This is a genomic window from Ekhidna sp., from assembly GCF_963691765.1.
Lineage (GTDB): Bacteria > Bacteroidota > Bacteroidia > Cytophagales > Cyclobacteriaceae > Ekhidna.
The window spans coordinates 4,354,439-4,378,266 of record NZ_OY829375.1; the positions used below are offsets into that span (position 1 = coordinate 4,354,439).

The 23,828-nt window shown below is 37.2% G+C and carries 25 protein-coding genes; 9 read left to right on the plus strand and 16 right to left on the minus strand.

Annotated features, from left to right (window positions below):
- Positions 1–12: 12 nt before the first annotated feature.
- The 5 genes from ACY650_RS19235 to ACY650_RS19255 form a co-directional block, all read right to left on the minus strand.
- Entirely contained in the window at positions 13–507 is a 495-nt protein-coding gene (locus ACY650_RS19235) for a YceI family protein (protein ID WP_462250132.1), read from the minus strand.
- Between the two features lie 66 nt (positions 508–573).
- Positions 574–1,368: a hypothetical protein gene (locus ACY650_RS19240; RefSeq protein WP_462250134.1), complete on the minus strand. Its 795-nt coding sequence runs from the start codon at positions 1,366–1,368 to the stop codon at positions 574–576.
- Between the two features lie 214 nt (positions 1,369–1,582).
- Positions 1,583–2,404 carry a hypothetical protein gene (locus tag ACY650_RS19245; protein ID WP_462250136.1) on the minus strand — a complete coding sequence of 274 codons (822 nt, stop codon included), beginning with the start codon at positions 2,402–2,404 and terminating at the stop codon, positions 1,583–1,585.
- Complete coding sequence (locus ACY650_RS19250; RefSeq protein WP_462250138.1) at positions 2,385–2,858, minus strand: DUF2452 domain-containing protein; 474 nt, start codon at positions 2,856–2,858, stop codon at positions 2,385–2,387. The genes ACY650_RS19245 and ACY650_RS19250 overlap by 20 nt, the downstream gene beginning before the upstream one ends.
- On the minus strand, positions 2,851–2,985 hold the full coding sequence (locus ACY650_RS19255; RefSeq protein WP_462250140.1) for a hypothetical protein: 135 nt from the start codon (positions 2,983–2,985) through the stop codon (positions 2,851–2,853). Before ACY650_RS19255 ends, ACY650_RS19250 begins: the two co-directional genes overlap by 8 nt.
- Before the next feature lie 48 nt (positions 2,986–3,033).
- Between ACY650_RS19255 and ACY650_RS19260 the strand changes: the two genes are divergently transcribed.
- Positions 3,034–3,399: a DUF3127 domain-containing protein gene (locus tag ACY650_RS19260; RefSeq protein ID WP_462250142.1), complete on the plus strand. Its 366-nt coding sequence runs from the start codon at positions 3,034–3,036 to the stop codon at positions 3,397–3,399.
- Here ACY650_RS19260 and ACY650_RS19265 read toward each other — a convergent pair.
- Positions 3,396–3,674 carry a hypothetical protein gene (locus tag ACY650_RS19265; protein ID WP_462250144.1) on the minus strand — a complete coding sequence of 93 codons (279 nt, stop codon included), beginning with the start codon at positions 3,672–3,674 and terminating at the stop codon, positions 3,396–3,398. The genes ACY650_RS19260 and ACY650_RS19265 overlap by 4 nt on opposite strands.
- Positions 3,675–3,818: 144 nt before the next feature.
- On the opposite strand from ACY650_RS19265, the gene ACY650_RS19270 reads away from it, so the two are divergent.
- The gene (locus ACY650_RS19270) at positions 3,819–4,301 is read left to right on the plus strand and encodes a DUF2911 domain-containing protein (RefSeq protein ID WP_462250146.1); all 483 of its coding nucleotides are present in this window, start codon (positions 3,819–3,821) and stop codon (positions 4,299–4,301) included.
- Here the strand turns inward: ACY650_RS19270 and ACY650_RS19275 are convergent.
- The gene (locus ACY650_RS19275; protein ID WP_462250148.1) at positions 4,288–4,731 is read right to left on the minus strand and encodes a DUF302 domain-containing protein; all 444 of its coding nucleotides are present in this window, start codon (positions 4,729–4,731) and stop codon (positions 4,288–4,290) included. The genes ACY650_RS19270 and ACY650_RS19275 overlap by 14 nt on opposite strands.
- 144 nt (positions 4,732–4,875) lie before the next feature.
- On the opposite strand from ACY650_RS19275, the gene ACY650_RS19280 reads away from it, so the two are divergent.
- On the plus strand, positions 4,876–6,810 hold the full coding sequence (locus tag ACY650_RS19280; RefSeq protein ID WP_462250150.1) for a SpoIIE family protein phosphatase: 1,935 nt from the start codon (positions 4,876–4,878) through the stop codon (positions 6,808–6,810).
- A 3-nt stretch (positions 6,811–6,813) separates the two neighbouring features.
- Here ACY650_RS19280 and ACY650_RS19285 read toward each other — a convergent pair whose 3' ends face one another.
- The 3 genes from ACY650_RS19285 to ACY650_RS19295 all read right to left on the minus strand — a co-directional run bounded on the left by ACY650_RS19285 (position 6,814) and on the right by ACY650_RS19295 (position 10,241).
- Positions 6,814–6,978 (minus strand): hypothetical protein, encoded by a 165-nt coding sequence (locus tag ACY650_RS19285; protein WP_462250152.1) that lies wholly within the window; start codon positions 6,976–6,978, stop codon positions 6,814–6,816.
- Positions 6,979–7,060: 82 nt separating this feature from the next.
- Positions 7,061–8,308 (minus strand): response regulator, encoded by a 1,248-nt coding sequence (locus tag ACY650_RS19290; protein WP_462250154.1) that lies wholly within the window; start codon positions 8,306–8,308, stop codon positions 7,061–7,063.
- 31 nt (positions 8,309–8,339) lie between these two features.
- Positions 8,340–10,241, minus strand: coding sequence for a sensor histidine kinase (locus ACY650_RS19295; protein WP_462250156.1), 1,902 nt, complete (start codon positions 10,239–10,241; stop codon positions 8,340–8,342).
- 407 nt (positions 10,242–10,648) lie between these two features.
- Between ACY650_RS19295 and ACY650_RS19300 the strand changes: the two genes are divergently transcribed.
- From ACY650_RS19300 to ACY650_RS19315, 4 genes are read left to right on the plus strand one after another with little or no spacing between them, the layout of a single operon-like run.
- A complete protein-coding gene (locus ACY650_RS19300) occupies positions 10,649–11,212 on the plus strand; it encodes a SiaB family protein kinase (protein ID WP_462250158.1) in 564 nt (187 codons plus the stop codon).
- 36 nt (positions 11,213–11,248) lie between these two features.
- A complete protein-coding gene (locus ACY650_RS19305; RefSeq protein ID WP_462250160.1) occupies positions 11,249–11,638 on the plus strand; it encodes a DUF1987 domain-containing protein in 390 nt (129 codons plus the stop codon).
- Positions 11,639–11,652: 14 nt separating this feature from the next.
- Complete coding sequence (locus tag ACY650_RS19310; protein WP_462250162.1) at positions 11,653–12,156, plus strand: hypothetical protein; 504 nt, start codon at positions 11,653–11,655, stop codon at positions 12,154–12,156.
- 6 nt (positions 12,157–12,162) lie between these two features.
- Positions 12,163–12,657 carry a thioesterase gene (locus ACY650_RS19315; RefSeq protein WP_462250164.1) on the plus strand — a complete coding sequence of 165 codons (495 nt, stop codon included), beginning with the start codon at positions 12,163–12,165 and terminating at the stop codon, positions 12,655–12,657.
- Here the strand turns inward: ACY650_RS19315 and ACY650_RS19320 are convergent.
- From ACY650_RS19320 to ACY650_RS19345, 6 genes are all read right to left on the minus strand, one after another.
- The gene (locus tag ACY650_RS19320; RefSeq protein WP_462250166.1) at positions 12,652–13,968 is read right to left on the minus strand and encodes a YhjD/YihY/BrkB family envelope integrity protein; all 1,317 of its coding nucleotides are present in this window, start codon (positions 13,966–13,968) and stop codon (positions 12,652–12,654) included. The genes ACY650_RS19315 and ACY650_RS19320 overlap by 6 nt on opposite strands.
- A gap of 172 nt (positions 13,969–14,140) precedes the next feature.
- Positions 14,141–15,373: a metallophosphoesterase gene (locus ACY650_RS19325; protein WP_462250168.1), complete on the minus strand. Its 1,233-nt coding sequence runs from the start codon at positions 15,371–15,373 to the stop codon at positions 14,141–14,143.
- 123 nt (positions 15,374–15,496) lie between these two features.
- Positions 15,497–19,009 (minus strand): efflux RND transporter permease subunit, encoded by a 3,513-nt coding sequence (locus ACY650_RS19330; RefSeq protein WP_462250170.1) that lies wholly within the window; start codon positions 19,007–19,009, stop codon positions 15,497–15,499.
- A gap of 4 nt (positions 19,010–19,013) precedes the next feature.
- A complete protein-coding gene (locus ACY650_RS19335; RefSeq protein ID WP_462250172.1) occupies positions 19,014–20,195 on the minus strand; it encodes an efflux RND transporter periplasmic adaptor subunit in 1,182 nt (393 codons plus the stop codon).
- A 50-nt stretch (positions 20,196–20,245) separates the two neighbouring features.
- Positions 20,246–21,658, minus strand: a complete 1,413-nt coding sequence (locus ACY650_RS19340; RefSeq protein WP_462250174.1) for a TolC family protein — start codon at positions 21,656–21,658, stop codon at positions 20,246–20,248.
- A 20-nt stretch (positions 21,659–21,678) separates the two neighbouring features.
- Positions 21,679–22,302 carry a TetR/AcrR family transcriptional regulator gene (locus ACY650_RS19345; RefSeq protein ID WP_462250176.1) on the minus strand — a complete coding sequence of 208 codons (624 nt, stop codon included), beginning with the start codon at positions 22,300–22,302 and terminating at the stop codon, positions 21,679–21,681.
- Between the two features lie 156 nt (positions 22,303–22,458).
- On the opposite strand from ACY650_RS19345, the gene ACY650_RS19350 reads away from it, so the two are divergent.
- Together ACY650_RS19350 and ACY650_RS19355 are read left to right on the plus strand one after the other, a co-directional pair.
- Complete coding sequence (locus ACY650_RS19350) at positions 22,459–23,250, plus strand: alpha/beta hydrolase (RefSeq protein WP_462250178.1); 792 nt, start codon at positions 22,459–22,461, stop codon at positions 23,248–23,250.
- 1 nt (position 23,251) lies between these two features.
- Positions 23,252–23,785, plus strand: a complete 534-nt coding sequence (locus tag ACY650_RS19355) for a TlpA family protein disulfide reductase (protein ID WP_462250180.1) — start codon at positions 23,252–23,254, stop codon at positions 23,783–23,785.
- Positions 23,786–23,828 lie beyond the last annotated feature (43 nt).

Consider the following 23,828-nt stretch of genomic DNA (forward strand, 5'->3'; position numbering starts at 1 on the left):
TTGCTGTTACTTCTACCTCTTCTGCAATCTTATAAAGACAGCCTTTGGAATCTTGATTTTATAATCTTCAATCTTGATTTTAAATACTGTAGATAACTTCAGAGAGTTATTAGACTTAGATATGTCACCCTCGATAGTCACATCCCTAGTCACACCATGGAGTTCTAAAGTACCTTCTGCTTTTGCTTTTGCATCTCCGTCCGAACCATCCCAATCTATAAGTTTCCCTTTGAAAATAGCATTAGGATAATCATCAGACTCTAAATAATTCTCGTTAAAATGTTCTTGCATTAACTCTTTCTTAAAGTCGAAAGATTTAATAGGAACAACAATCACAATGGCTTTAGATTCAACATTGACAATGCTTGTAGCATTTTTATTGATCGCTTCTATATCTTCTAAAGGAGCATCAGAATAAAATTTTATATCTGTGCTTGTGCTCTTAAATTTTTGAGCTTCTCCTACGTAGGAAAGCAATATGAAAGTAATAAATATGATATTCTTCATAATGAATATAGTGTAGTTTAAATGATAGTAAAATGTACTTAAATAGCGTTCGTGATATATTAAAAATTAATTGTCCAGCGCTCCATCATCTACCCAGCAAGCAATTAGATCTATTTCAGCCTGTGTTAGAGTCCTATTTCTAGGCATGCTTCCCGATTGAGTTTCAGATTTGATTCTTCTAGCATTTGAAATAACCTCTGCATTCGTAGTTAATCTCGGAGAGATACTTCCGTTGTGGCAGCCAGTAATTGCACAATCATTGGTTATGATAGGCATAATATCACTTGAAAGACTTGTATTTGTAACAATCTGAAGAGACTTAGTCACTTCACAATCTTCTTCATCCCTTACGGTGACCGAATGTTCCCCCGGTCCTACCTCAGTGAAACTGCTTGTAGTTGAAAATGATCCTCCATCTAGCGAATATAGCAGCTGTCCCTCTCCACCAGAAGCATTGGCATTTATTGAGCCTGTGTTTGAGGTGCAATTTGATTTTTCACCCTCAAGATTTAAAGTAATTCCTGAAGCCTCCGACTCTAATGTAAAGGAGATACTAGCAGTACATCCAAGATTATCAGTAACGGAAAATGTGAAATTACCTGCAAATAGATTGTCAAAAATTGGAGACTCTCGAAGAGATCCATTGTTAATAGAATAGCGATAATCAGAATCAGAAACAACTTCACCTCCAGAAGCTTCGACTGTAACGGACCCTGGAATTGAACAATCAGATTTTTCAAAATCAATTACTCTGATTGATATATCGGATTGACTGCAATCGATTCGGGTTTCTTCAACATTGTTTTCACACCCGTAAAAAAGGAAAGAAATGGAAATTATGAGAATTAATAATCTACTCATGGTATTATTTTAACTTTTGTTCTGAGACTTGAATAAATTATTCATGCCTTTTCTCACCGAACGACAACAAAGTTTAAAATGGTTGCGTCAAGAAAATTAAAATTTAATTTCTTATTGTCTCAACCATTAAAATACCAGACAATCAAAAAAGAAATTACTTCAAGAGGCTACATATACCATATAAAAATTTCTAATCTGAAACAGACATTATTTATTAATTATCTCTGGCACCATCATCTACCCAACAAGCAATGAAGTCTATTTCTTCCTGAGAAAGAGTTCTATCTCTAGGCATGCTACCGGATTGAGTCTCTGATTTTATTCTAAGCGCATTTGTAATAACCTCTTCATTTGTGGTAAGCCTAGGAGATATACTTCCATTATGACATCCGGAAATAGCACAATCCTTCCTTATTATAGGCAAAACATTCCCTCTCAAAGTGGCCCTTGTAAACACTTGAAAAAATTTGGTAATCTCGCAATTCTCAATGTCTTTTACAGTTATACTATGTTCACCGGCACCAACATTAGAAAAACTATTATTAGTAATAAAGGCACCGCCATCTAAAGAATACCTTAACGACCCTGTGCCTCCTAAAGCTGAAACGGAGACAATCCCAGTATTATTTCCACACTCGGAATCTTCAGTTGTGATATCAAGTGATATTCCTGATGGTTCAGATTCCAAAACAAAGGAAACATTTGCTAGGCAGCCTAGTTTATCTTTTACAGAAAAAGTATACGCCCCCGCAAAGATGTTATCAAAGATTGGAGAATCTTGAAATGTGGTCTGATCGAGTGTGAATCTATAATCGGATTCAGACTCTACATCTCCGCCAGAAGCTTCAAGTGTTACAGATCCAGGTATACCACAATCAGATTTCGTGAAATCAACTACACGTATTTTCAAATCCGACCCGCTACAATCGACTCCAACATCTTCAGATTCACTATTACTACATGCACCTATGAAAAGCATAACCACAATCAATTGAACTATTCTTCTTATCATATTTTCAGTAATTATACTTTTCATTTTCTGTTTCAACTACTTCCCAGGTATGATCTGAAAGTAATCGTACTTCTGCCTCAAATATCTCATAAGGGAAGCTTTTACCCCATTCATCAGGGCTAACCATAGATAAAAGATCGGTTCCGTCTTTTTTCTTGTACAAGAAATACACTTTACCAATAACTGGCTGAAAAGGAACAGTTGCCTGGTAAATACGCTCAGACACTTCGACCCTACTTTTTAGATATTTAGCTTGTCCAATAAGCGTTTGCATTTGTTCATAAAGCTGTCTGAATTGCCTGTCTGTTTGGTCGTGCATGGCAGCTACAGCATTTCCTTTGATCCTACCTTTATCTTCAGGCTTAATTATGGCACTACCAGCGTGATGTGCATATTCAATTAATCCTGGCAAATCAGTGATTTTATCCTTATCCTTCTCAAGGTCAATTTGAGACACATCAACCTTTTTCTTATCCATTATTTTGTTCTTGTTTTGATTTTTCCCAAGGAGCCACTGTCCTATTACTTATGTCAACAGCAATAATTATCATGATTACTACGAAAATGATTGCCCCAATCAAGAAATATTTCTTAGACTTTGTCATACTTGCAGATTGAACTACCAAATTTGTTAAATAGTTTAGAAAATTCACATGATAGTAGAAGGTAAGATTATCGAGAAATACGATACACAAACCATTAAGGACTCTTTTAAGAAAAGAGAATTCGTATTAGAGTATGCTGAAAATCCTCAATACCCTGAGTATGTAAAGTTTGAATTGATCCAAAGTAATTGCGATCAATTGGATGCATTAAATGTCGGCGATGAAGTGACTGTCAATTTTAACTTGAAGGGCAGAAAGTGGACGGATCCTCAAGGTGAGATCAAATACTTCAATAGTCTTCAGGCGTGGCGTATAGATAAAAAAGCTAGTGCAGCAAGTGATGATGCTCCTCCTCCACCGACACAAGAATGGGCAAAGGAGGATTTTTCACAAGATGATGATCTACCCTTTTAGCGTCGTTTTCTAAAAGTAATTGGGATGTAATCGTCAGTTGGTAATCCTATATGGGCTAGGTCCCACCTATCATCATATCCATTTACAAGCTGACGTATACATTCTACGCGATCTTCAGTTGGATATGGACAATCATCCCAGTGAAAGATTTCTACTCGGTATTGATATTGCTTTTTTATTCCGTTTACTCGAACCTCAACTTCAATATCTTGTTCTTCATTAAGCTGTGGTATTTCGATACCTATTATTCCCATATTATTATTAGTTTTTCGCATTAAGATGGCAAATAATATACCTAAAACTGTAACCTGCTATTTCTCAGTGCGTTATCGTCTAACCCAATGAAAGCAAATTTTCAATTTCGGACATTATTACGTTCAAAAACAACCATTAACTACATACTCCCATTGTGTTGTTTGATGGCTATTAGATGCACATCAGACCCTCAGAAAAGGCCCTCACCTTTACGATCAGATAGCTCTTCTGTGCATAATGTGGCTACATATATTGAATTTAGTAGTCCTGCGGTGAGAGGACGGGAAATATTTGGTGAAGGAACTGACTTTTTAGTTCCCCATGGTGAAATTTGGAGAACAGGAGCAAATAATGCGACATTCTTAAGTATAGCTGGAGACCTATCTATAGATACATTTAATTTGGATAGCGGAAGCTATTCCATTTTCACAATCCCTGAAAAAGATGAGTGGGTATTAATCTTCAACAAGGAATGGGATCAATGGGGCTCTTACAATTACCAAGACTCTCTTGACGAATTTAGGATGAAAGTAAAAGCGAAATACGCTGACCAAGTTCAGGAACGTATGCTTTTCTATTTTGCTGACGATTCTTTAAAATTTCGATGGGATAAGGTTAGGTGGGCTATTCCAATTAACCGTCCCTAAGGGCTTCATTCACGACCCTAATCTTAAGACGCGACATACTTGATATAATATCATCACATTCTTGTAACATGAAGCGCTTTTTCATCACTTTCGGATCAAAAAATCCAATGTAAACATCCTCGTTTTCTTCCCAAACCAAGATCTTCATAGGAAGGTCTAAGGCAGTTGTTTGCCTACAAGAAATTAACTCAATCATCAAGTTTGGATCTTCAAACAAGATCATTCTTGTAGGTGGGATATCTACTCCATACTCTAACGCGACCTTATCATGTTCAACGGTCTCAAAGTAAGCGAGCTTTTTATTTTTAATAATTTCTACGATTCGATTTACAGTTTCATCAACAGATCTAGAGCTACGATATATTGTCATATTTTGGGCATCTAAACCAAGTGTTACTGAAATAACGAAGGCGAAAAGGAAAAATCTCATTGGGCGGTGTATTCTTTAACTGCGCTAAGATAATATGCTCAAATTTAAGAAACCGAATATTGCCTTATCGACTTTCAATCATATCGCATAGATTAGCAAACCGAAAAGATTTATTTTTACCGTAACAACGGTTAAATCCAATATATGAATATATACGCAAAGCTCACCATCCTCTGTTTATTTCTGGTTTTGTTCACTGCGGGTGTATTATCCTTTTTTGCTGATCAGAAGGTAGAGCAAACATTAAAAGAAGAGATTGTGAGTAGTATGACTCAACAATCTAAAGGTATTAGTTCAGATATTGGACGCTTCATGTTCTCAAGGTTAAACGATATAAGGATGGCATCTAAAAATCCTTATTTCAGAAATATCAATGCTAACCCTGAACAATTAACACAGCGACTACAAGAGCTAGAAAATCTGAATGGCCTTTACTATTCCTTTTCATTATTCGATACTGACAGAATAAGAATTGCTGATAGTAAACGAATTTCGATTGGAAAGCAACACTCAGCTAGTTTGTATTGGGAAACACTCATGGATGGAAACGAAACGGCTGTTGATGTATCAAAGTCAGAATCCGTTGGCAGAGTCGTGATACATTATGCATCTAAGGTTACTAGCTTCCCTGACAATAATGAGGTCGGAGTCTTAGTTGGCAGAATATTAGTCAACGAGCTATTCAAAATTGTTGGTGAGTATTCATTGAGCTCTGATACACTTAGAAACCTTGATATCAACTTGATTGATAAAGATGGCTTAGTACTTTACTCAAATAGTGACCCGTCAAAGATTTTAAATTCCACATATGAGAATTTTGAACTCGTGTCTAGTCTACAAGAACCTGGGGTTAATTTCCTTGAAACTCAAGACGCTTTATATTTTGTATCAAGAGAAACTGGTTATCTCTCATTCACAGGCAATGATTGGACATTAATACTGAGTATTCCTAAAGAACGTGCATTTTTACCTTTAGCCCAAATACGAGAACAGATCTTATTGGCAGTATTACCAGTATTGATTCTTACAATTGTTTTGGCTCTTATTGCTGCGAATGTATTCGTTAAGCCAATTGTGAAACTAAGTCAGGCTGCTGAGGAGCTAAGTAAGGGCAATCTTGACATTGAGCTGCCGACTGGTTCGAAAGATGAGATTGGTAAATTGGCTCAGCAAATGGCCCAAACATCTCAAAGTTTGATTGGTCAAATTGAAGAGCAGCGTCAGACGAATAAGCAGCTCATAGATCAAAAAACACAAATCGAAATGCAGAAGAATCAGCTTGTTTCAGTTTCTTCTCAAATTCGTGATAGTATTAGTTACGCAGAGCGTATACAAAGATCTACTCTCCCACCTCTAAATACGTTGCAATCTGTTTTTCCAGATTCATTTGTGACATATAAACCAAAAGACATTATTGGTGGAGACTTTTATTGGTTTGAGAGAGTTAGAAGAGGAAATAATGAGTATATGATAATAGCCTGTGGTGACTGTACAGGACACGGTGTTCCTGGAGCTATTATGTCCATTATGGGCAGTAATCAGTTGACAAATATCATTTACTATCAAAACTATTTAGACCCTAAGAAGATTATCTCTCGTCTGGATAAAGTAATAAAATTTGAATTGCAGCGTGATACAGACGAAGTGAATAGAGATGGTATGGAAATCGGCATATGCGTAATTGATTTAGATACCTTAAAAATGGAATATGCTGGTGCTGGTATACCTCTCCGTCTGATGAAGCATGGTAGCGAAGAACTAACGATATATAAAAGTCCAAGACAAATGGTTGGAGGAATTGAAGGAGATGAACAAGAGGTATTCGCTCAACTTACTAAAGAGACCATTCAACTTGATGTTAAGGATAGGATATTCTTATCTTCAGATGGTTTCCAAGATCAATTTGGAGGAGAGTTTGACAAGAAATTCATGTCGAAAAATTTCAATCGCCTAATCGAGAGATCATCAAGTGGGACAATTGAAGAACAGAAAAAGACTATAGAGAAAACATTCAGTGAATGGTCTAAGAATACCAGTCAAACAGATGATGTTTGTGTCTTAGGGTTTGAAATAAAATGATATTTAATGGGCAGCTAGTAATGCTTCATCGACTGTCATCTCATATAACTCTGACAGCGCCACATTAAGAGATTCCAAAAGCTCTTCATCAATATCTATATCAGGATTAAGGTCTTCCATTTCTTTAAGAGTATACCCTTTGCCACGGATATCATCTACTCTCTTCAAACATATTCTGGTCCACGATTGCGGACTTATGTTTTCCGAACACCAATTTTTGAAACTACTCGCCTTTGTCGCCATCCAAATATTAGAGTTTAAAGCCCATGATGGAAATATCATCATTAAGGCTTGATCCTGCTTTCCAGGTTTGCAAATTACTCATCAGGAATTCACGTTGTTCTCCCATAGATTTATCTTGAATAGATTTAAGCATCTCCTCAAATTTTTCATAAGTGAACATCGCCCCATCTTCGTTCATCTGATTATAGTAACCATTTGAATACATGTAATAAGAGGCATCTGGTTCAATTCCTATTTTATCTGCAATTGCATCCTCAAAATGATCACCTTCATCACCCTTTAAAAGCGTCGTCTTTTGACCATTGAATACAATCATGTCCTGATTAATCCCGCTAAATTGCAGAGTTCTTGCGTTATGATCAAATACTGCTACAGAAACTTTTAAATCACACTGTAACTCATCCGATCCAGCTGCATCAAGCTCATACTTAAGCTCATTTATTATTTCGCCAGAATGGAATATTTTTCTATCGTGCGTCAGGTAATTAAGAACAGAATCGGCAATTAATGTTTTAAGTGACCCTACTATTCCCTTTCCATCAAATTCAATTAATGCAACAACAGTATAATCTTCCGATCTAAAATTAAGTCTGGTGGTCCAAACAAATTCTTCGCTGAATAGGTACTTGGTTTCAAAGATGACAAAGTGATCTTTGAATTGCCTGCTCAGGTATCTATCATTAGGTAGCATAGACTGCTGCAGTAGTCCTGCATATCTAATACTATCTATTAATCTTTTGTTGATTTTATTAAGCTCTACAGTACGCTCTCTAACCCTACTTTCAAGCTCAACGTTACTATCTTCTAGTTCCTTAATATGCTCCTCACTCTCAGCGGCTTGTTGATACGTATCTATTGCACGTTCAAGCACCCCTTTCATCTCATCAAAATTCCAAGGCTTTGTGATATACTTAAAGATTCCACACCTATTTATGCCATCCTTGATCGCTTCAATGTCTGTGAATCCCGTAAGGATAATCTTAATAACATCAGGGTGATCTGGCAGGATTTTTTCTAAAAACTGTGTGCCAGTCATTTCCGGCATTCGCTGATCAGTCACAATTACCTGGATATCTTCTTGATCTAAGATATCAATAGCTTCTATCGGGTTTGTAGAAGTATGTACATTGAAGTATTTCCTGAAATTGGCTTTAAACACTCTCAGGTTTGTTGCTTCATCATCTACATACAATAAAGAAAATTTCTTCTTCTTTACTGAATTATCTACCTGTGTCTGGTCATGAATTTCTTCCATTCCTTACCCTAGTCTTTAATGTTGTTAATGGTTAATTACTTTCCTCTGCTACCTCTGCTTCCTCTTTCTTGATTGGGGTTATTTTCTTTGGCAAGGTAATTACGAACTCTGTTCCTTTACCTACCTCACTAGCTAAATCAATCTTACCACCGTGCTTCTCAATAATTCCATAGGTAATGGACATACCTAAACCTGTACCTACACCTACCTCTTTAGTGGTAAAGAACGGCTCCCAGATTCTGTTTTTAAGTTCATCAGGGATACCTATTCCATTATCCTTAATTCTAACATAAACTTCACTATCCGCTTCCTCGGTGTAGATTGTAATCTCAGCATCCTTTTTTTCCTCTGGCATAGCCTGAACTGCGTTGTTCAAAATATTCATGAAGACTTGATTTAACTGACCAGGATAGCACTCAATGTCATGCATTCCTTCTTCATAGTGCTTGGTAATCTCAATTTTACCTTTTGTTTTATTTCTAAGTAGCGTAAGTGTTGCATCAATATTCTCATTGACATTTGCATTTTTCGCTTCCTCTTCGTCAAGTCTAGAGAATACACGAAGACCTTTCACAATTTCAATAGTTCTCGTTACACCATAATTGATATCGTTGATCAAATCATCTAATTCGTCAACAATCTCATCATATTCGTGCTCCTCCTTAAGTTCTTTCACCGACTCAAGTACATCATCAGCATCATCGCCGTCATCTATTCTTGTGTATTCTTCTGCAATCTCTCTCATTGCCTCAATCGACATTTTGAGTGATACCATACCACTCGAAATAAAGTTAATTGGATTGTTAATCTCATGAGCAATACCCGCAGTAAGCTGACCAAGCGAAGCCATTTTCTCAGAGTGTACAAGTTGTGACTGAGCACCTTTCAAAGAGTCCAATGCATTGGATAGCTCTTCTTTAGATTTCTGCTCATTTTCAAGCAGTGATTGTAGTTTTTTCTCTGCAAGGAATAATTTCTCATTATCCTGCAATTGCTTATCAGCAAGTTCACGAATTTCAACCTCAGAATCCTGAAGTTTCTTATATGCAAGATTCAACTCATCCTGTGCAGAAATCAAACGTTCGTTAATCTTGATTTGCTCTTCAGATGACTTTAATAGCTTAGACTCAGATTCCTCCAATTTCAAGTTTTTCTCTTCCAATTCCTTCCGCGATAGGTAGAGTTTCTTGTTAATTAATTTCTGCTTTTGGAAGTTAATCTTCAGCTGCTGCTCTGATTTCTTAACCTTTATGAATGCTTTGTTTGCTGATAAGTAGTTATCGCTGGCAAGTTTCACCAAAGGTCGGAATATGAAGAACCCTTGAACAAGGAAAATTCCAACAAATATGGAAAATCCTACATACTCAGCTAATCCAAGACTTGCCCCCCTATTCTGTGCATTACTTACGAAGTAGTCAGTGATATCAGTGGTAGCGGCATCATATTTTCTAATTGTATTAACTAACGCTTCAAACGACCGCTGTAATGACAGGAAGTTTACATCTGTTTTTATAGGAGTATACTTAACATCTAGAATATTTGAAGTATTGGTATTAAGATCAAAAAAGAGAAACTTGAGCTCTTCCTGCAAGGCTAAATACTCATCCGTTTGAGATGGTTGCGTTAGATTCAGATCCGGATCACCATTAATTAAGGCTTGGTGACCTTTCTGCCATTGTGGATAAACTCTTCTTAGTTCATTTCTAAAAAAATCAAAGTTACCCTGACTTTCAGCATATCTCATTCCCATCGCTGCTTTCACCATTTGCTGCCCCATTGTAGATTGATTCGCAGATACCTGTACAACTTTCGGATCTTGATTGAACGAGTTGGTTATTTCTTTCTGCAGTACAAAAACGTAATAGGCAACCGCCCCTATCAGGACCAATGCGGTCAGAAAGTAGACATTGGCGTATAAATCCTTCTTTAACATACCTTAAACATAGTTGGTTTAAACTCTTAACTAGTTAATCTCTCCCTTGCTATAAGAAAAATCCTATTAGCAAGTCCCTCAAATCTATACCAAAAATACTATTATTGGAAATATCACATTTTTATACCGATTTTCCTTTAGGAATGGCTAGCAATAATGCCTACACTGTTTTCAGCGTTGCCCTCCTATACTAAAGTAATAAAGAAAAGCATAATTTGTCATTTGAGAAGGTTTTAATCTTTTATGTGTAGGACATGACATAATTTTACAAACAAAATAATGTTGGGTTGGAATGCTGGCAACCTTAAACGATTGATAATCACTACAAAGTTTTAGGTGATTAAACATTTGGTTTAATTAGTCATTAGTTCTTACTTTTCCAGCCCAAAGAAAATTACCCCCATATAATGGATTATCTGAGGAGCTATAAAAATATTTATGACCAAAACATCATTCTAATGTTCAAAGGTGAATTGACCTTTGACTTGGTTACTGCCATGATCGGGACATTGGAAGAAAGACTGGAAGAGTTGGAAGAAAATAGAAAGGTGAAAAAGAAGTTTTATAATGTCGCAACTGAGTGCATTCAAAACCTATATTATCACCTCGATGAAATCAATGCTGATGACATGAAGGTAAGCAGCTATGATTCTAATTCAGCGCTGATTATGATCTCCGCACGAAAGAGATTTTACAGCTTACAAACAGGTAATTATATCCCTGCTAGTAAAACCAAAGAAATTCAAAAAAGACTGGATGACATCAACGCAGTTGATGCTGATGAGCTTAGAGCTTTGTATAAGAGAGTACTCGCTGAGCAAGAATTTTCAGATAAAGGAACTGGGGGACTTGGCTTTATTGATATTGCGAGAAAAACCGGAGGGCAAAAACTAAGATACAAGTTTCAGCCTGTGACAGATAAAGTGAGTTACTTCACTTTTCAAATTAGATTACCAAGAATTGAAGGATAGCACCAAAAGATTAACGCACAAACCGTAGAGTAATTCATGGAAAAAGTAATCATCGAACCAACACGTACCACTCCTCTGATCAACTTTGATCCAGATGAAGGAATACTGGAAATGAAAGGGAGATCTAGTCCTGAAAATTCTATACAGTTTTACCAACGTGTGTTAGACAATCTGGATGAGTTCGCGGAATCTGATGGTCAGGCATTTACAGCCAATATTGCTTTTGAATATTTTAACACTAGTTCTTCCAAATGTTTGTTTGACATTTTCAAGAGGCTTAGCAAAATAGAGAACGCAGGAAAGACCATTACCATCAATTGGTATTATGAGGAAGGTGATGATGACATGATGGAAGCAGGTGAAGATTATAGTGACTTACTTGATTTAGATTTTAATTTCTTTGAAATAGAGGAAGACGATTTGTGATCGCGATTAATTAAATGGAGAAAAATCAGGAGCTTTACTACGATGAGATTGACAGTCTCAGAAAATTTCGATCCAAGATCGAAACACATGCTATCTACAAAGAAGATCTTGACTCTTTCTCAGATGAATACGAAGAGCTCGTAGCTCAAGCCAAAGTAATTACCCGCGTTTCTGATCGACTTCAGAAAAAACTTGATAACGCTAATCTTCAAATTCGAGAACAAAACGAAGAAATCAAGGATAAGAACATTCAGCTTGCCGACACAGTAGATCAATTGGCAAAAGCAAAAGTTGGAAGAAGAGCATCAACCATCCTATTTTCAATAGCTGTTACGTTGTTCATATTGGAGCAGTTGCTACTAGAACCAATAATCGAACAATATTTTGAAACTCAATTTGTAAGTATTGGAATATTAGGTCTCCTGTTCATTCTTGTTAAGTTCTCTGAAGGTGCAATGGAGTCCTATTTCATGAATAGAGAGAAGCGAAAAATTCTCGAAAAGGAGGACAAAAAGTAATATCGCATGACACTAAATCCTAAACAACAAAAACTTGCAAGTCAGGTCACAAGTGGTTTTAAGTTTCCATTGTACCTGATGAAGAGTCTCCCAATGGGATGGATTGCAGGTTTAAGGGTTAGAGAATTGACGCAGGAAAAATGTACGACATCCGTCCCATTCAAGAACCTAAACAAGAATCCTTTCAAATCAATCTATTTTGCTGTTCAAAGCATGGCGGCAGAACTTTCAACTGCTTCTCCTTGTCTTCTAGCGATCACGGGTCAAAATCCTTCTGTCTCATTTATAATTGTAGATCTGAAGGCGAAATTCACTAAGAAAGCGACAGATCGTGTTTACTTCACTTGCGAGGATGGTGCGAAAGCTTTCGAAGCTGTCCAAAAATGCATTGAAACTGGTGAATCCGCTGAAGCAACATTTAAGACCGTTGGGAAAATGAAAGACGGAACAGTCGTTTCTGAGTTTGAGTTTACCTGGTCTTTCAAACAACGTAGATCATAGATCCTTAATTAAGGAATTACTATCACTATTTTTCCATTTCTCTTCTATGCTTACTAGCGCATGTTCAATGCTCTTAAAAGCTTCAGACTTTCTTGGATCAAAGTCCCCCATTCCTTCGCTTTCATATTTATCCAAAATAGTATGCAGATCCATTTTGTTTATATCAAAGCTTGGATGATAGGCAACATCATCACTATTAACTCGAGTTATTAGTTTAGATTTTTCAAGCTCAAAACATATGTCAACTACATACCTCCTAGGTATATTAACACTGGCAGCTAGATCACTCAAAGCATAAGGACCCTTAGCCTTTTCGAAGTTTTTGACAACTCTATAAAGAAGCAATAGCATTAATTTTTTTCTGTGGCTGAGGCTAATTCTTAGCTTCTCGGAATTCATCTCCCACTGATCAATATACTGCACTCCGTAGCATATCTCAGCTCCAAATAGAACAATGAGCCAACTGATTTGTAGCCATATAAGGAATAATGGTAAGAAAGCAATACTACCATAAATCGCATCATATCTAGCAAATGCAAACTGTAAGGAGATGAAAGCCTGCTGGTTTAATTGATACAAGGTTCCAGCAACTATACCAGCGAAAAGAGCCGGCCAAAATCGCACTCTTGTGTTAGGGAAAATGAGGTAAAGACCAAATAGAAGCAACCAAAGAATGGTATAAGGAAGTAACTTAAGAAGGAAAAATATTCCAGATTTCAACTGTCCCAGAATCTCAACACTAGCAATTAGATCTTGGATTGTGTCTTTAACAAAAATTGTTGCACTACTTGCCACAATGAGCAAGACAGGCCCCAAAAGTATGACAGCTACATAATCTGAGATTTTACGTTCCCACCTTCTATTTTGCTTAATATCCCACATATCATTGAAAGCAGCTTCGATATTCATTAGCAGCCTGATAACAGTGAAGATCAAGAATACAATTGATGCTCCAACAAGCCCACCATTGGAGCTGCTCAGCATTTTATCGGCAAAAGGAAGAACATTCTCCAAGACAGCCTCTTGTCCACTGAAATATTTAGCAAGCTCTTGTTCCATAAGCCCTCTAACTCCAAAAGCATTTGCTATGGCAACCATCATGGCTATCACTGGAACTAGTGATAGCATTGAAAAGTAGGTTAATGCCGATGCTTTTTCAGCACACTTATCACGAATAAACTCCTTAATGGCTATAACCCAAACTCGAATAAATCCATAAAAAATTCTCCTTCGTTTGGATAGAGAACCTAGTCTAAGTCTCCACAGATCGACTTCAATAAACTGGCGTAGTTGATTCAGTTTTTTAATCATTAGGTACCGATTTGAGCGAAAAGATAAAAAGGAAAATTTACGAATCACCCAAATTAGTAATAAACGGAAAAAGGGGCATGAGCCCCTTTTTCACCTAATCACCTGTAAAATCACCTATTGTCCTATGACATGAAAGATGTTATTATAACATCTTAGAAATAGACTCCCCTATTCAAGATCTCTTAAGTTCTAAAATTGTTATTTCAGGTAATATCCCAATCCTTCCTGGATAACCTATAAATCCATACCCTCTATTTACATACAACGACTGATCACCCTCTTGATACAGGTCAGCCCATTGCTTATATCTATACTGTACCGGGCTCCATCTGAAGTTCCCAATTTCAACACCAAACTGCATCCCGTGTGTATGACCAGACAGAGTCAAATCTATATCTCCGAAATCTGGTCTAATCTGAGCATCCCAATGGCTTGGGTCATGAGATAGCAAAATTTTATACTGCTGATCTTCTGAACCTTTTACCGTTTTCTTCAGGTCTCCATATTTGGCAAATCTTCCATTGCCCCAATTTTCACAACCTAGAATAGCTATTTCTTCCCCATCAACTTTCAGTGTCCTATTTTCATTTAAAAGCAAATCATAACCCATATATGCATGCATTTTATGGATGTTTTGGACATCCTTCATCTTCTCTTCTTGAGAAGCCCAACTTGTATAATCACCATAATCGTGATTGCCCATCACAGAGTATACTCCAAGTGGAGCACTTACTTTTTTGAAAATATCCAAATAGTCTTTAGCCTCTTCGCTTTTATTATTCACTAAATCCCCAGTAAAAAATGCCACATCAGGCTTTTGAGCATTGAGCAGATCGACTCCACCTTCAACAGCCACTTTATTAAAGAAACTGCCGGTATGAATATCCGAAATTTGAGCGATTCGAATGCCATCAAATTCTTTAGGCAGATTAGGTGAATAAACTTTCCGATTTCTTACTCGGTAATCATGCGCTCCCGAAATTATCCCAAAGGACATGGTTGCAACTGGGATAGCTCCAGCTATTAGCGCTGATTTTTGCATGAAGTCTGACCTGGAGGTTGAATGCTTTTCTTCAACGAAAGGAAATAGGTCTACTAGCCATGTGATACCTCTTCTAACATCTTCTAACATCAGAAAAACCGTTGAGAAAAGCTTTCCCGTGAAGAGTACAAAAAAGAACGTGGTAATATAAAGTCTTAAATTTCCTAATTGCTTCGGATCTATCTGCCTATATAATAGAACACCAACTAAAGAAACTATGCTAACAAACCAATAGAGAGCGAAAATGGCTCTTCTCCATATTGGATTTAAACCCTCAGTAATCGAGCGAACTGCTATAAAAACATAGATATCCAATATTAGGTAAATGGATACTAGGAAAACGACAAAATAAACTCTACTCATAATAAAAAATCCCCCCGGAATCCGAGGGGAAATTACTATTAACTTAAACCTAACCGATGATATTCTTTAGTAGAAGAATATGTATCTCTATTAACGTATATGTTTCGGAAAGGTTGATACATTTTATGCTGCTTTTTTGCTGTAAGTCATCTCTGCCTCCGCCTCTCTGTTGCCTTTCTTAGCAAACATGCTATACTTCATTCTATAAGAAATTGTAAATAGCACTGGAACAATGATCAACGTAAGGAAGGTTGCTACAATCAAACCGAAGATTACTGTCCATGCTAATGGACCCCAGAAAATCACGTTGTCACCTCCAATATAAATTTTAGGATCAAATTCTGTGAACAGCGAGAAAAAGTCAATATTCAAACCAATAGCAAGCGGTATTAAGCCAAGCACTGTTGTAATCGCTGTTAGCAATACAGGTCTTAGTCTTGCTTTACCTCCTTGAATGGTTAGCTTTATTACCTCATCCTTGCTTAGGAACTGAGACTCATTTAAACCCAACTCTTCTTTCTTCCGATCTATGAGTATCTGGGTGTAATCGAGCAATACCACCCCATTATTTACCACAATTCCTGCCAATGAGATAATTCCCATCATGGTCATCATGATCACAAATGGCCAACCTGTCATCATTAATCCGCCAAATACTCCAATCAAGCTCAAGAAAATCGCAATCATGATAATGAGCGGCTTGGATAAACCACCAAATTGGAATACTAACAGGAGGGCAATCAAACCAAGGCCAGTAAAGAACGCACCCATCAAGAATGCCATTTGCTTATTCTGCTCCTCAATCTGCCCTGTATAGTCGATCTTTACACCTCTAGGTAATTCAGTGAAGCTACCCATCTCCTCCTCTATTTGAGCAACAATAGCTCCAGCATCTGTAAAACCAGGTTTGAGACCTGAATATACAGTTACCACTCGCTTCGTGTCTTTGTGCTTAATGGCACTAAATCCAGAGGTGTTTTTTTGCTTAGCAACAGCCGAAACAGGTACTTCTTTTGTCGTTCCAGAATTTTGATCTTTGAAAGTAATGTTTTGATTGAACAAGGCACTCGTGTTGTATCGCAAATCCTCATTGAATCGAACATTGATATCATAGTCCTCGCCATCCTTTTTGAAAATACCAGCCTTCTCACCGAAAAGTGATCTTCTCAATTGCTGACCTACTTGACCCACGGACACTCCCAATTCTCCAGCCTTTTCACGATCCACCTCAACATTCATAGTAGGCTTGCCTTTGTTCACATCAATCTTTATCTCCTCAATACCTGCTATGTTTTTACTATTGATGAAGTTTCTCATCTTTTCAGCAGTTTGAATCAATTCATCATAATCCTTACCTTCTATTTCAATATTAATCGGATAACCTGCAGGAGGTCCAACCGGATCTTTCTCAACTGAGATGGATACCCCAGGATAAATACCTGTAAGCGCCTCTTGAATACGCTGTCTTAGATTTTCTGAATCTCTACCTTCACGATATTTAAATTCTGTCATGGAGGCTGTGATCTTCCCCCTGTGAGGCATTTCCGCAGAGGAACCTCCGTCGGTAAACGGATTACCTGCTCCTTCTCCTACTTGAGACACTGCAGATTCAACCAATAAGTTCTCACCATTTACGATATATAATTCATCACGAACAATCCCATAAACCTTATTCTCAATCTCTTTAGTTATCGCATTGGTTTTTTCAATTGCAGTTCCCTCAGGATATTCGATATACACGATGATTTGGTTTGGTACATTATCTGGAAAGAACTCAACCTTAGTATTACCACTCATCATCGAACCAAGAAATAGAGCAAATACAAGTATCAAAAGAGCGAATGTGGAACCAAAATACCAATAAACATTGCTGCCTCGTATCGCATGCGAAATTCGTTTTTCGTAGAAATTCTCCAGTCTCGTAAGAATCTTTGTTTGGAATCCTCTCGCTAATCCCTTTATCACGTACTTATATAACCAGAACATGATAGCTGTAAAAATCAACAGGGTTCCTAATCCTCTCATAGGTCCACCTACGATCATAACGAAAATTCCAATAGGCACTAAGATGAAAGTAAGTCTCCATAGCGCTTTGAGCGAAAGATCCTTCTCTCCTGTTTCCATCAATTGAGAAACCAACATTGAATTCATGAAGATGGCCACAAAAAGTGACGATCCTAGTACAATAGAAAGTGTAATCGGGAAATACTGCATGAATTGTCCCATTACTCCCGGCCACAAACCAAGTGGAACGAAAGCTGCGACAGTAGTAGCTGTTGAAATCATGATTGGAAATGCAATCTCAGCAATCCCTTTCTTGGCAGCCTGAATTCTACTAAGCCCTTCTTGTTCCATTAATCGGTAGACATTCTCCACAACCACGATACCATTATCCACTAGCATACCCAGTCCCATGATCAAACCAAATAGAATCATGGTATTCAGCGTATATCCAAATGCATTTATAATCATGAAAGACATGAACATAGACATTGGAATAGCGAAGCCTACGAAAAGTGCATTTCTAAAACCTAGGAAGAACATCAAAACAGTTACCACCAGAATGATCCCAAAAATGATGTTGTTTACAAGGTCACTAACCTGATTTAAAGTTCTTTCGGAAGAATCATTAGAAATCGTGATCTGAAGATCTGATGGAAAATAGTTTTCCTCAGAATCTTTTATGATATCCTTGATACTATTTACTGCCTGGATCATATTAGTTCCAGAACGCTTCTTCACATCCAACATCACCACACTACTTCCAAACTCGCGTGCATATGTAGTGTTGTCTTCCGGCTCGAAGCTTACCGTAGCAATATCCTTTAGATATACGGGATCTCCTTTTTCAGACTTTACCACAAAATTTTCTAGTTCAGAAGGCTCCTCGACTTCTCCTAATATTCGAATAGTTCTTCTCTGTCCACTTGCCTTAATGTTACCTGCTGACATGGTTTGATTACCATTTCTGATTCCACTGAGTACATCTTCGAAACTCACCTTTGCTGCCATCATCTTGTAGATATCAACGGCAACTTCAACTTCTTTTTCTTGCGCTCCTCTAATATCAGCCGCCTTGATCTCCTTCAAGTCTTCAATTTCATCTTGAAGGTATTCTGCATATTCTTTCAATCGATCTACAGGATAATCTCCTGTAATATTGATGTTCATGATAGGCTGTTCTTCAGATAGCTTTAAGTCAAAGACATTCGGTTCAACCTTAGCATTATTAAACAGCGGCCAATCTTCACTTGCTTTCTCAGCATCAACTTCATCTTTGACAGCTTGCTTAGCAGCTTCTACTGTGATATTCTCATCAAACTCTACGGTGATAATTGAATAATCCTCCTGAGATGTTGATAAGATCTCTGTTACATTACTAACATTCTTGATCTTATCCTCCAATGGATCGGTAATTAATCGCTCTATATCCTCCGCAGTGTTTCCTGGGAACGGAGTACTCACATAGACCTTTGTTTCCTTGATCTCTGGAAAATCTTCTCTTGGCATCGCATTATACGCTGATAACCCGATTAGTAAGAAAAGTCCAATGATCAGATAGATCACCGAGGGGTTTCTAATCGCCCACGAGGACGGCTTAAACTCCTTATCTACTTTGCTGTTTTCGGTAGCCATAGAATTAATAGTTTAAAATTTTAACTTCTTGTCCATCCTTCACACTTCTTGCTCCTTCGATAATGATACTTTGTCCATTTTGAATTCCGGACAATACTTCAATCACATCACCTTGAGTTTTACCTGTGGTGATGATTGTTTTCTTAGCAAAAGCCACATTGTCTTTACTAATGTTAGTTACCATATATGCATATTGCTCACCTTCAGAGTTTTCAGAAATAGCACTCTGAGGAATTAGCAAGGCACCTTCTTTCTCATAATCATTGATATGAACCCTAGCTGTAAGATTTGGTTTCACATTACCACTCTTATTTGTAACCGGAATCTCAACTGTAAACGATCTGTTGTTAGGGTTAATGAAGTTTCCAGTCTCCTTGATATAAGACTCCATTGATTCATTAAGAATCGGAAAGAACACTTTTACTTGCTTTCCTTTAGTAACAGACGTGATATAAGACTCTGGCACTGCAGTTTCTATGTACATATTTGATAGGTTGATCACTCGAAATACTTCTGAACCAGGTCCTCCAGGAGATACAACTGTTCCCTGATCTTTTACTACATCATCAACGATTCCTGCAAACGGTGCACGAATTGAATACTTATTAAGCTGAGATTCTATTTGATCTACTGCTGCTTTCTGAGACTCATAATTGGTCTTGGCTTGCAGATACTGTATTTCAGAACCAATCTCCTGCTCCCACAGCCTTTTTTGTCTTTCATAAGTAGTTTCAGCTAGTGATAATTGAGACTTCATTTGAATCAGTTGGTTATCAAGACCTCCATTATCGATTGAAGCGAGCAATTGACCTTTTTTAACTCGATCGCCCTCTGTCACGTGGACTTTAGTCATTGTACCCGCCACTTCAGGATATACTAATACATTTTGTCTCGTAGTAACATCTCCCTGTAGTTCTACAAAGTGTACAAACTTTTGTTCTTCCACTTTTAGCGCTGTAATCAATGGAAGATTCTCATCTCCAGAGCTAGCTCTAATGGCAGAGTCGAGAAGAGCTATATCTCCTTCTACTTGCCTCAATTGAGCCGATAGTTCTTTCTTCTTTTCTTGGATGCTTTCAATATCTCCACCTGCAACTATATCTTTTATCGATGAAGATTCATTTCCTCCACATGCTACAATAGTAGCAGTGATGAATAAGGTTAGTATGTGATTGATCTTACGCATGATCTTAGTAATTTCTATGTAGTAAATCTTTGTGTCGTTAATGTTAGGTGTTAGTCTCGCTCACCTATAGCTCTTGTTAAATCTATTTTAGCAATAACTGCATCAAACAATGCATTGAAAAAGTTGGTCTGTGCTGCCTTGAGTTCATTATCTGCATTAACTATCTCAAGGCTAGATCCCACACCCTCTTTGTATTTAATTTCCGAAATATCAAATATGCTCTGAGCCAACTCCATGTTTTCTTTTTGAATACCCAGATTTTCATTTGCATTTTTCAAAAGCACTCCTTGCTGCTCCACCTCTATTCTCACTCGAGTCTCAAACTGTGTAAGTGTATTCTCTAACTTCTTTATTTCAACTTTTTGCTGCTGTATCTGATAGTTTCTTTGCAATCCAGTGAATAGTGACCAATTCAATCTCAATCCTATGACAGAATATGAATACCATTTATCTGGCCCTACTCCAGCATTCCCTTCGAAATTGCTATCCTGTCTGAAGAGCCCACCGAAAGATGCAGCCTGTGTTGATGCTCCTAAAGTTCCAAAAGCCTGAATTACTGGAAGTCCACTTGCATAAATATTTTTCAAATTCAGCTCTTCTAATTCTTTGTTAGTAAGAACTGTTTGATAATCACTCCGATTATTCAAATCAAAATCCTGAGGGACATTTTGAATTTCTCCATTAACAAAATCCGAAATAGAACCTTCTAATTCCAAAGGCTCATCCAACGGATAATTCATTTGAAACTTTAGCAACTTCATTGATAAATCGGCCAGACTCTCATAATTACTCTTTTGAGTCCGAGCATTATTTAAAGTCACCTTAAGTCTGTCAACTTCAATTTTCTCTGCAAATCCAGTATTGTATAGTTCCTGAGTCTCGCTAAAGAGCTTTTCCATCCTATCTAAATTGGAGGTATAAAGCACAAGTCTCTCTTCATTTATTAAAACTGTAAAGTACGCTTTAGCAACTGACGCTTTTAGTTCACTTTGAGTGTAATCTTTTTGCTTACGCGCAAGCTTCTTATAAGTGCGAGCTGCCTGAAGACCTACAATATATGATCCATTGAATATCAATTGAGTCGCTGATAGATTTACATCGCCGTTTGACTTTAATTGAAAAAAGTTAGTAGCGCCGTATATGTCTCCCGGCTCTAATCCTAATGATTGAGCGTCATCATCTGAAATTCCGAAACCGGAACCTGGATTATATTCAGAGAAGAACCTAGGCAGATCTGGATTGTGTTGAACATTTGCAGATCCATTTATCTGAGGAAGCCCTATTCCAACGGTTTCTTTAACCCTCAATGCCGCTATTTCTTCATCGAGAGTCGCATTTATGGAATTGGCTTCATTCTCTACAGCATAGGCCATGCACTCTTCCAGATTAAACTGGTTCGTCTGACCAAATATGTAGCCGCTTGCTAAGAATAGAACAAGCTGAATAGGCAATTTTAATCTCATAAATCTTAATTTATTTAGTGTTAGAGTATGTGATTGGTTGATTCTAGATTTATATATTCTTCGTATTTACTTCTTCCCTTGTCTGTAAGTAAACCATGAACAAAGTGATCGAGTATTTGCATTTGAACGCTTGGAAAATCGAATTCACCTCTTGGGAAAATTTTGGTATTGAAGACAAGTTGCACTCCCTCAACTCTAAGTATCGAAAGTACTTTAGCATCTAATTCTTCTCGGAAATAACCCTCCTTCTTTCCACGTTCAATGTTTCTTTCTATGTGCCCTCGAATGGTCGAATGTTTAAACTCAAGGTAATTGTCCCAAGCCTTACCGTGATATTTCTGCATATCATATAATAAAGAAGGATTCATTCGATAGACGTGCTTTCTTAAGCACTGCGAAACCAATAAAATTTCGTGAATGGCATCTGTTGACTGATCATATATCCCCTCAAATTCCTTCGTCTCTTTTTCAAAATGATTTAAAGCAACCTCAGAAACTAAACCATCTTTGTTATCAAAATACTGATAGAGTGTTTTCTTGGACATAGAGGCATCTCTAGCCACATCATCCATTGTTACACTTCTGATCCCATATTGGATGAATAACTCCTCCGCACTATTCAATATCTTTTTCTTCGCTTCCAAATTCAGATTACCTACGATTAATTAATGCTTAATACTCAGGAAACTTTCAGCTTATCTAAAGTTTCCACAGTGCAAATAACGTCAAGGAACATAAAATGTTCATCTTTTTTAAGATTTTTTTTTCATCCAGAAATAAATGTTTCATTTTTCACTTTCATGACGAGTATAAAAGTTGAAAATGGACTTCTCTCCTACACTAAACATTCTGGCGGATCCAAAGTATTATTGGCATTTCATGGATTTGGACAGGATAACCAGATATTTGATGATTGGATTACCACACTAGAAGAAGAATATACGGTATACGCTTTTGATCTTTATTACCACGGGAGTAGTATTCGCCCCTACAAGATTCTCACCAAATCTGAATGGAAAACTGACTTATCTAATTTTCTAACAAAGGAAGGTATAGTAGATTTTTCAATTGTCGGCTTTAGTCTAGGAGGTCGTTTCGCGATATCTTCAGCGCTATCATTTCCAGACAGAACCAAATATTTAACATTAATCGCACCAGATGGGATTTACCTTTCTATCTGGTTTAAGTTGGCAACAAAACCATATTCCAAGTGGCTTTTCAAATACATCATGCTTAACCCTAACAAACTTGAAGGACTTATAGCTTTTAACGAGAAGTATAAATTAGTAAGTCCATACATAGGCGATTTTGTAAGAAAGGAAATGGGTGATGCAGAAAACCGAAAACGTGTGTACATCTCTTGGAATTACTTTAAAACACTTGGTTACTCTAAAAGAGAACTCTTTAGACTATTTAATAAATATTCCTTTTCAAGAAGGATTATTTTAGGAAGTAAAGATCATGTAATAAAACCCGATAAGATCTTGCCTTTGATTGACAAGATGGGTGATTTTAAAATTGATGTCATTCCTAGAAAGCACCATCAACTCATCAAACCGGAAGTTGCTAAATTGATTATTCAAAATTCATAGCGTGAAAAATCTCATTACTATAATTATTGTTAGTCTATCCTTTTCAGCGTTAGCACAACCCACAGAAGAGCAGATTCGCCAAGTTGAGGAAGCAAAAAAGGAAGTTAAAAGAATGAAGGGCCAACCATTCCCCTCGTTTGAACTCACTGGACTTGATGGGACGATTTATAAAAGCGAAGAACTGAGGGGAAAGGTTTTATTAATCAACTTTTGGTTTTCCAGATGTGGCCCATGCATAATGGAGATGCCAGAGATGAACGAAATGGTTGAGAAGTATGGTAGTGATGAGGTCGTTTTTCTTGCACCTACTTTTGATAATACCGAGGTAGTCAATAAGTTCTTAAAAAGAAGACCATTCGATTATCAGATAATACCGGATGTGAAAGATTTTTGCTTGGAATTAAATGTAAGATCTTATCCTACTCATTTTGTTGTGAATCGAGAAGGCATCATTGAAAAGGTAGTAATAGGCTATTCTGTTATGACTATAGGATCACTAAGAAAATCATTGAGGAAATTGTTGAAAACAGAGTAAGTCAAAGCTCACAAAAAGGTTAATTTTGCGGACTTCAAAACGA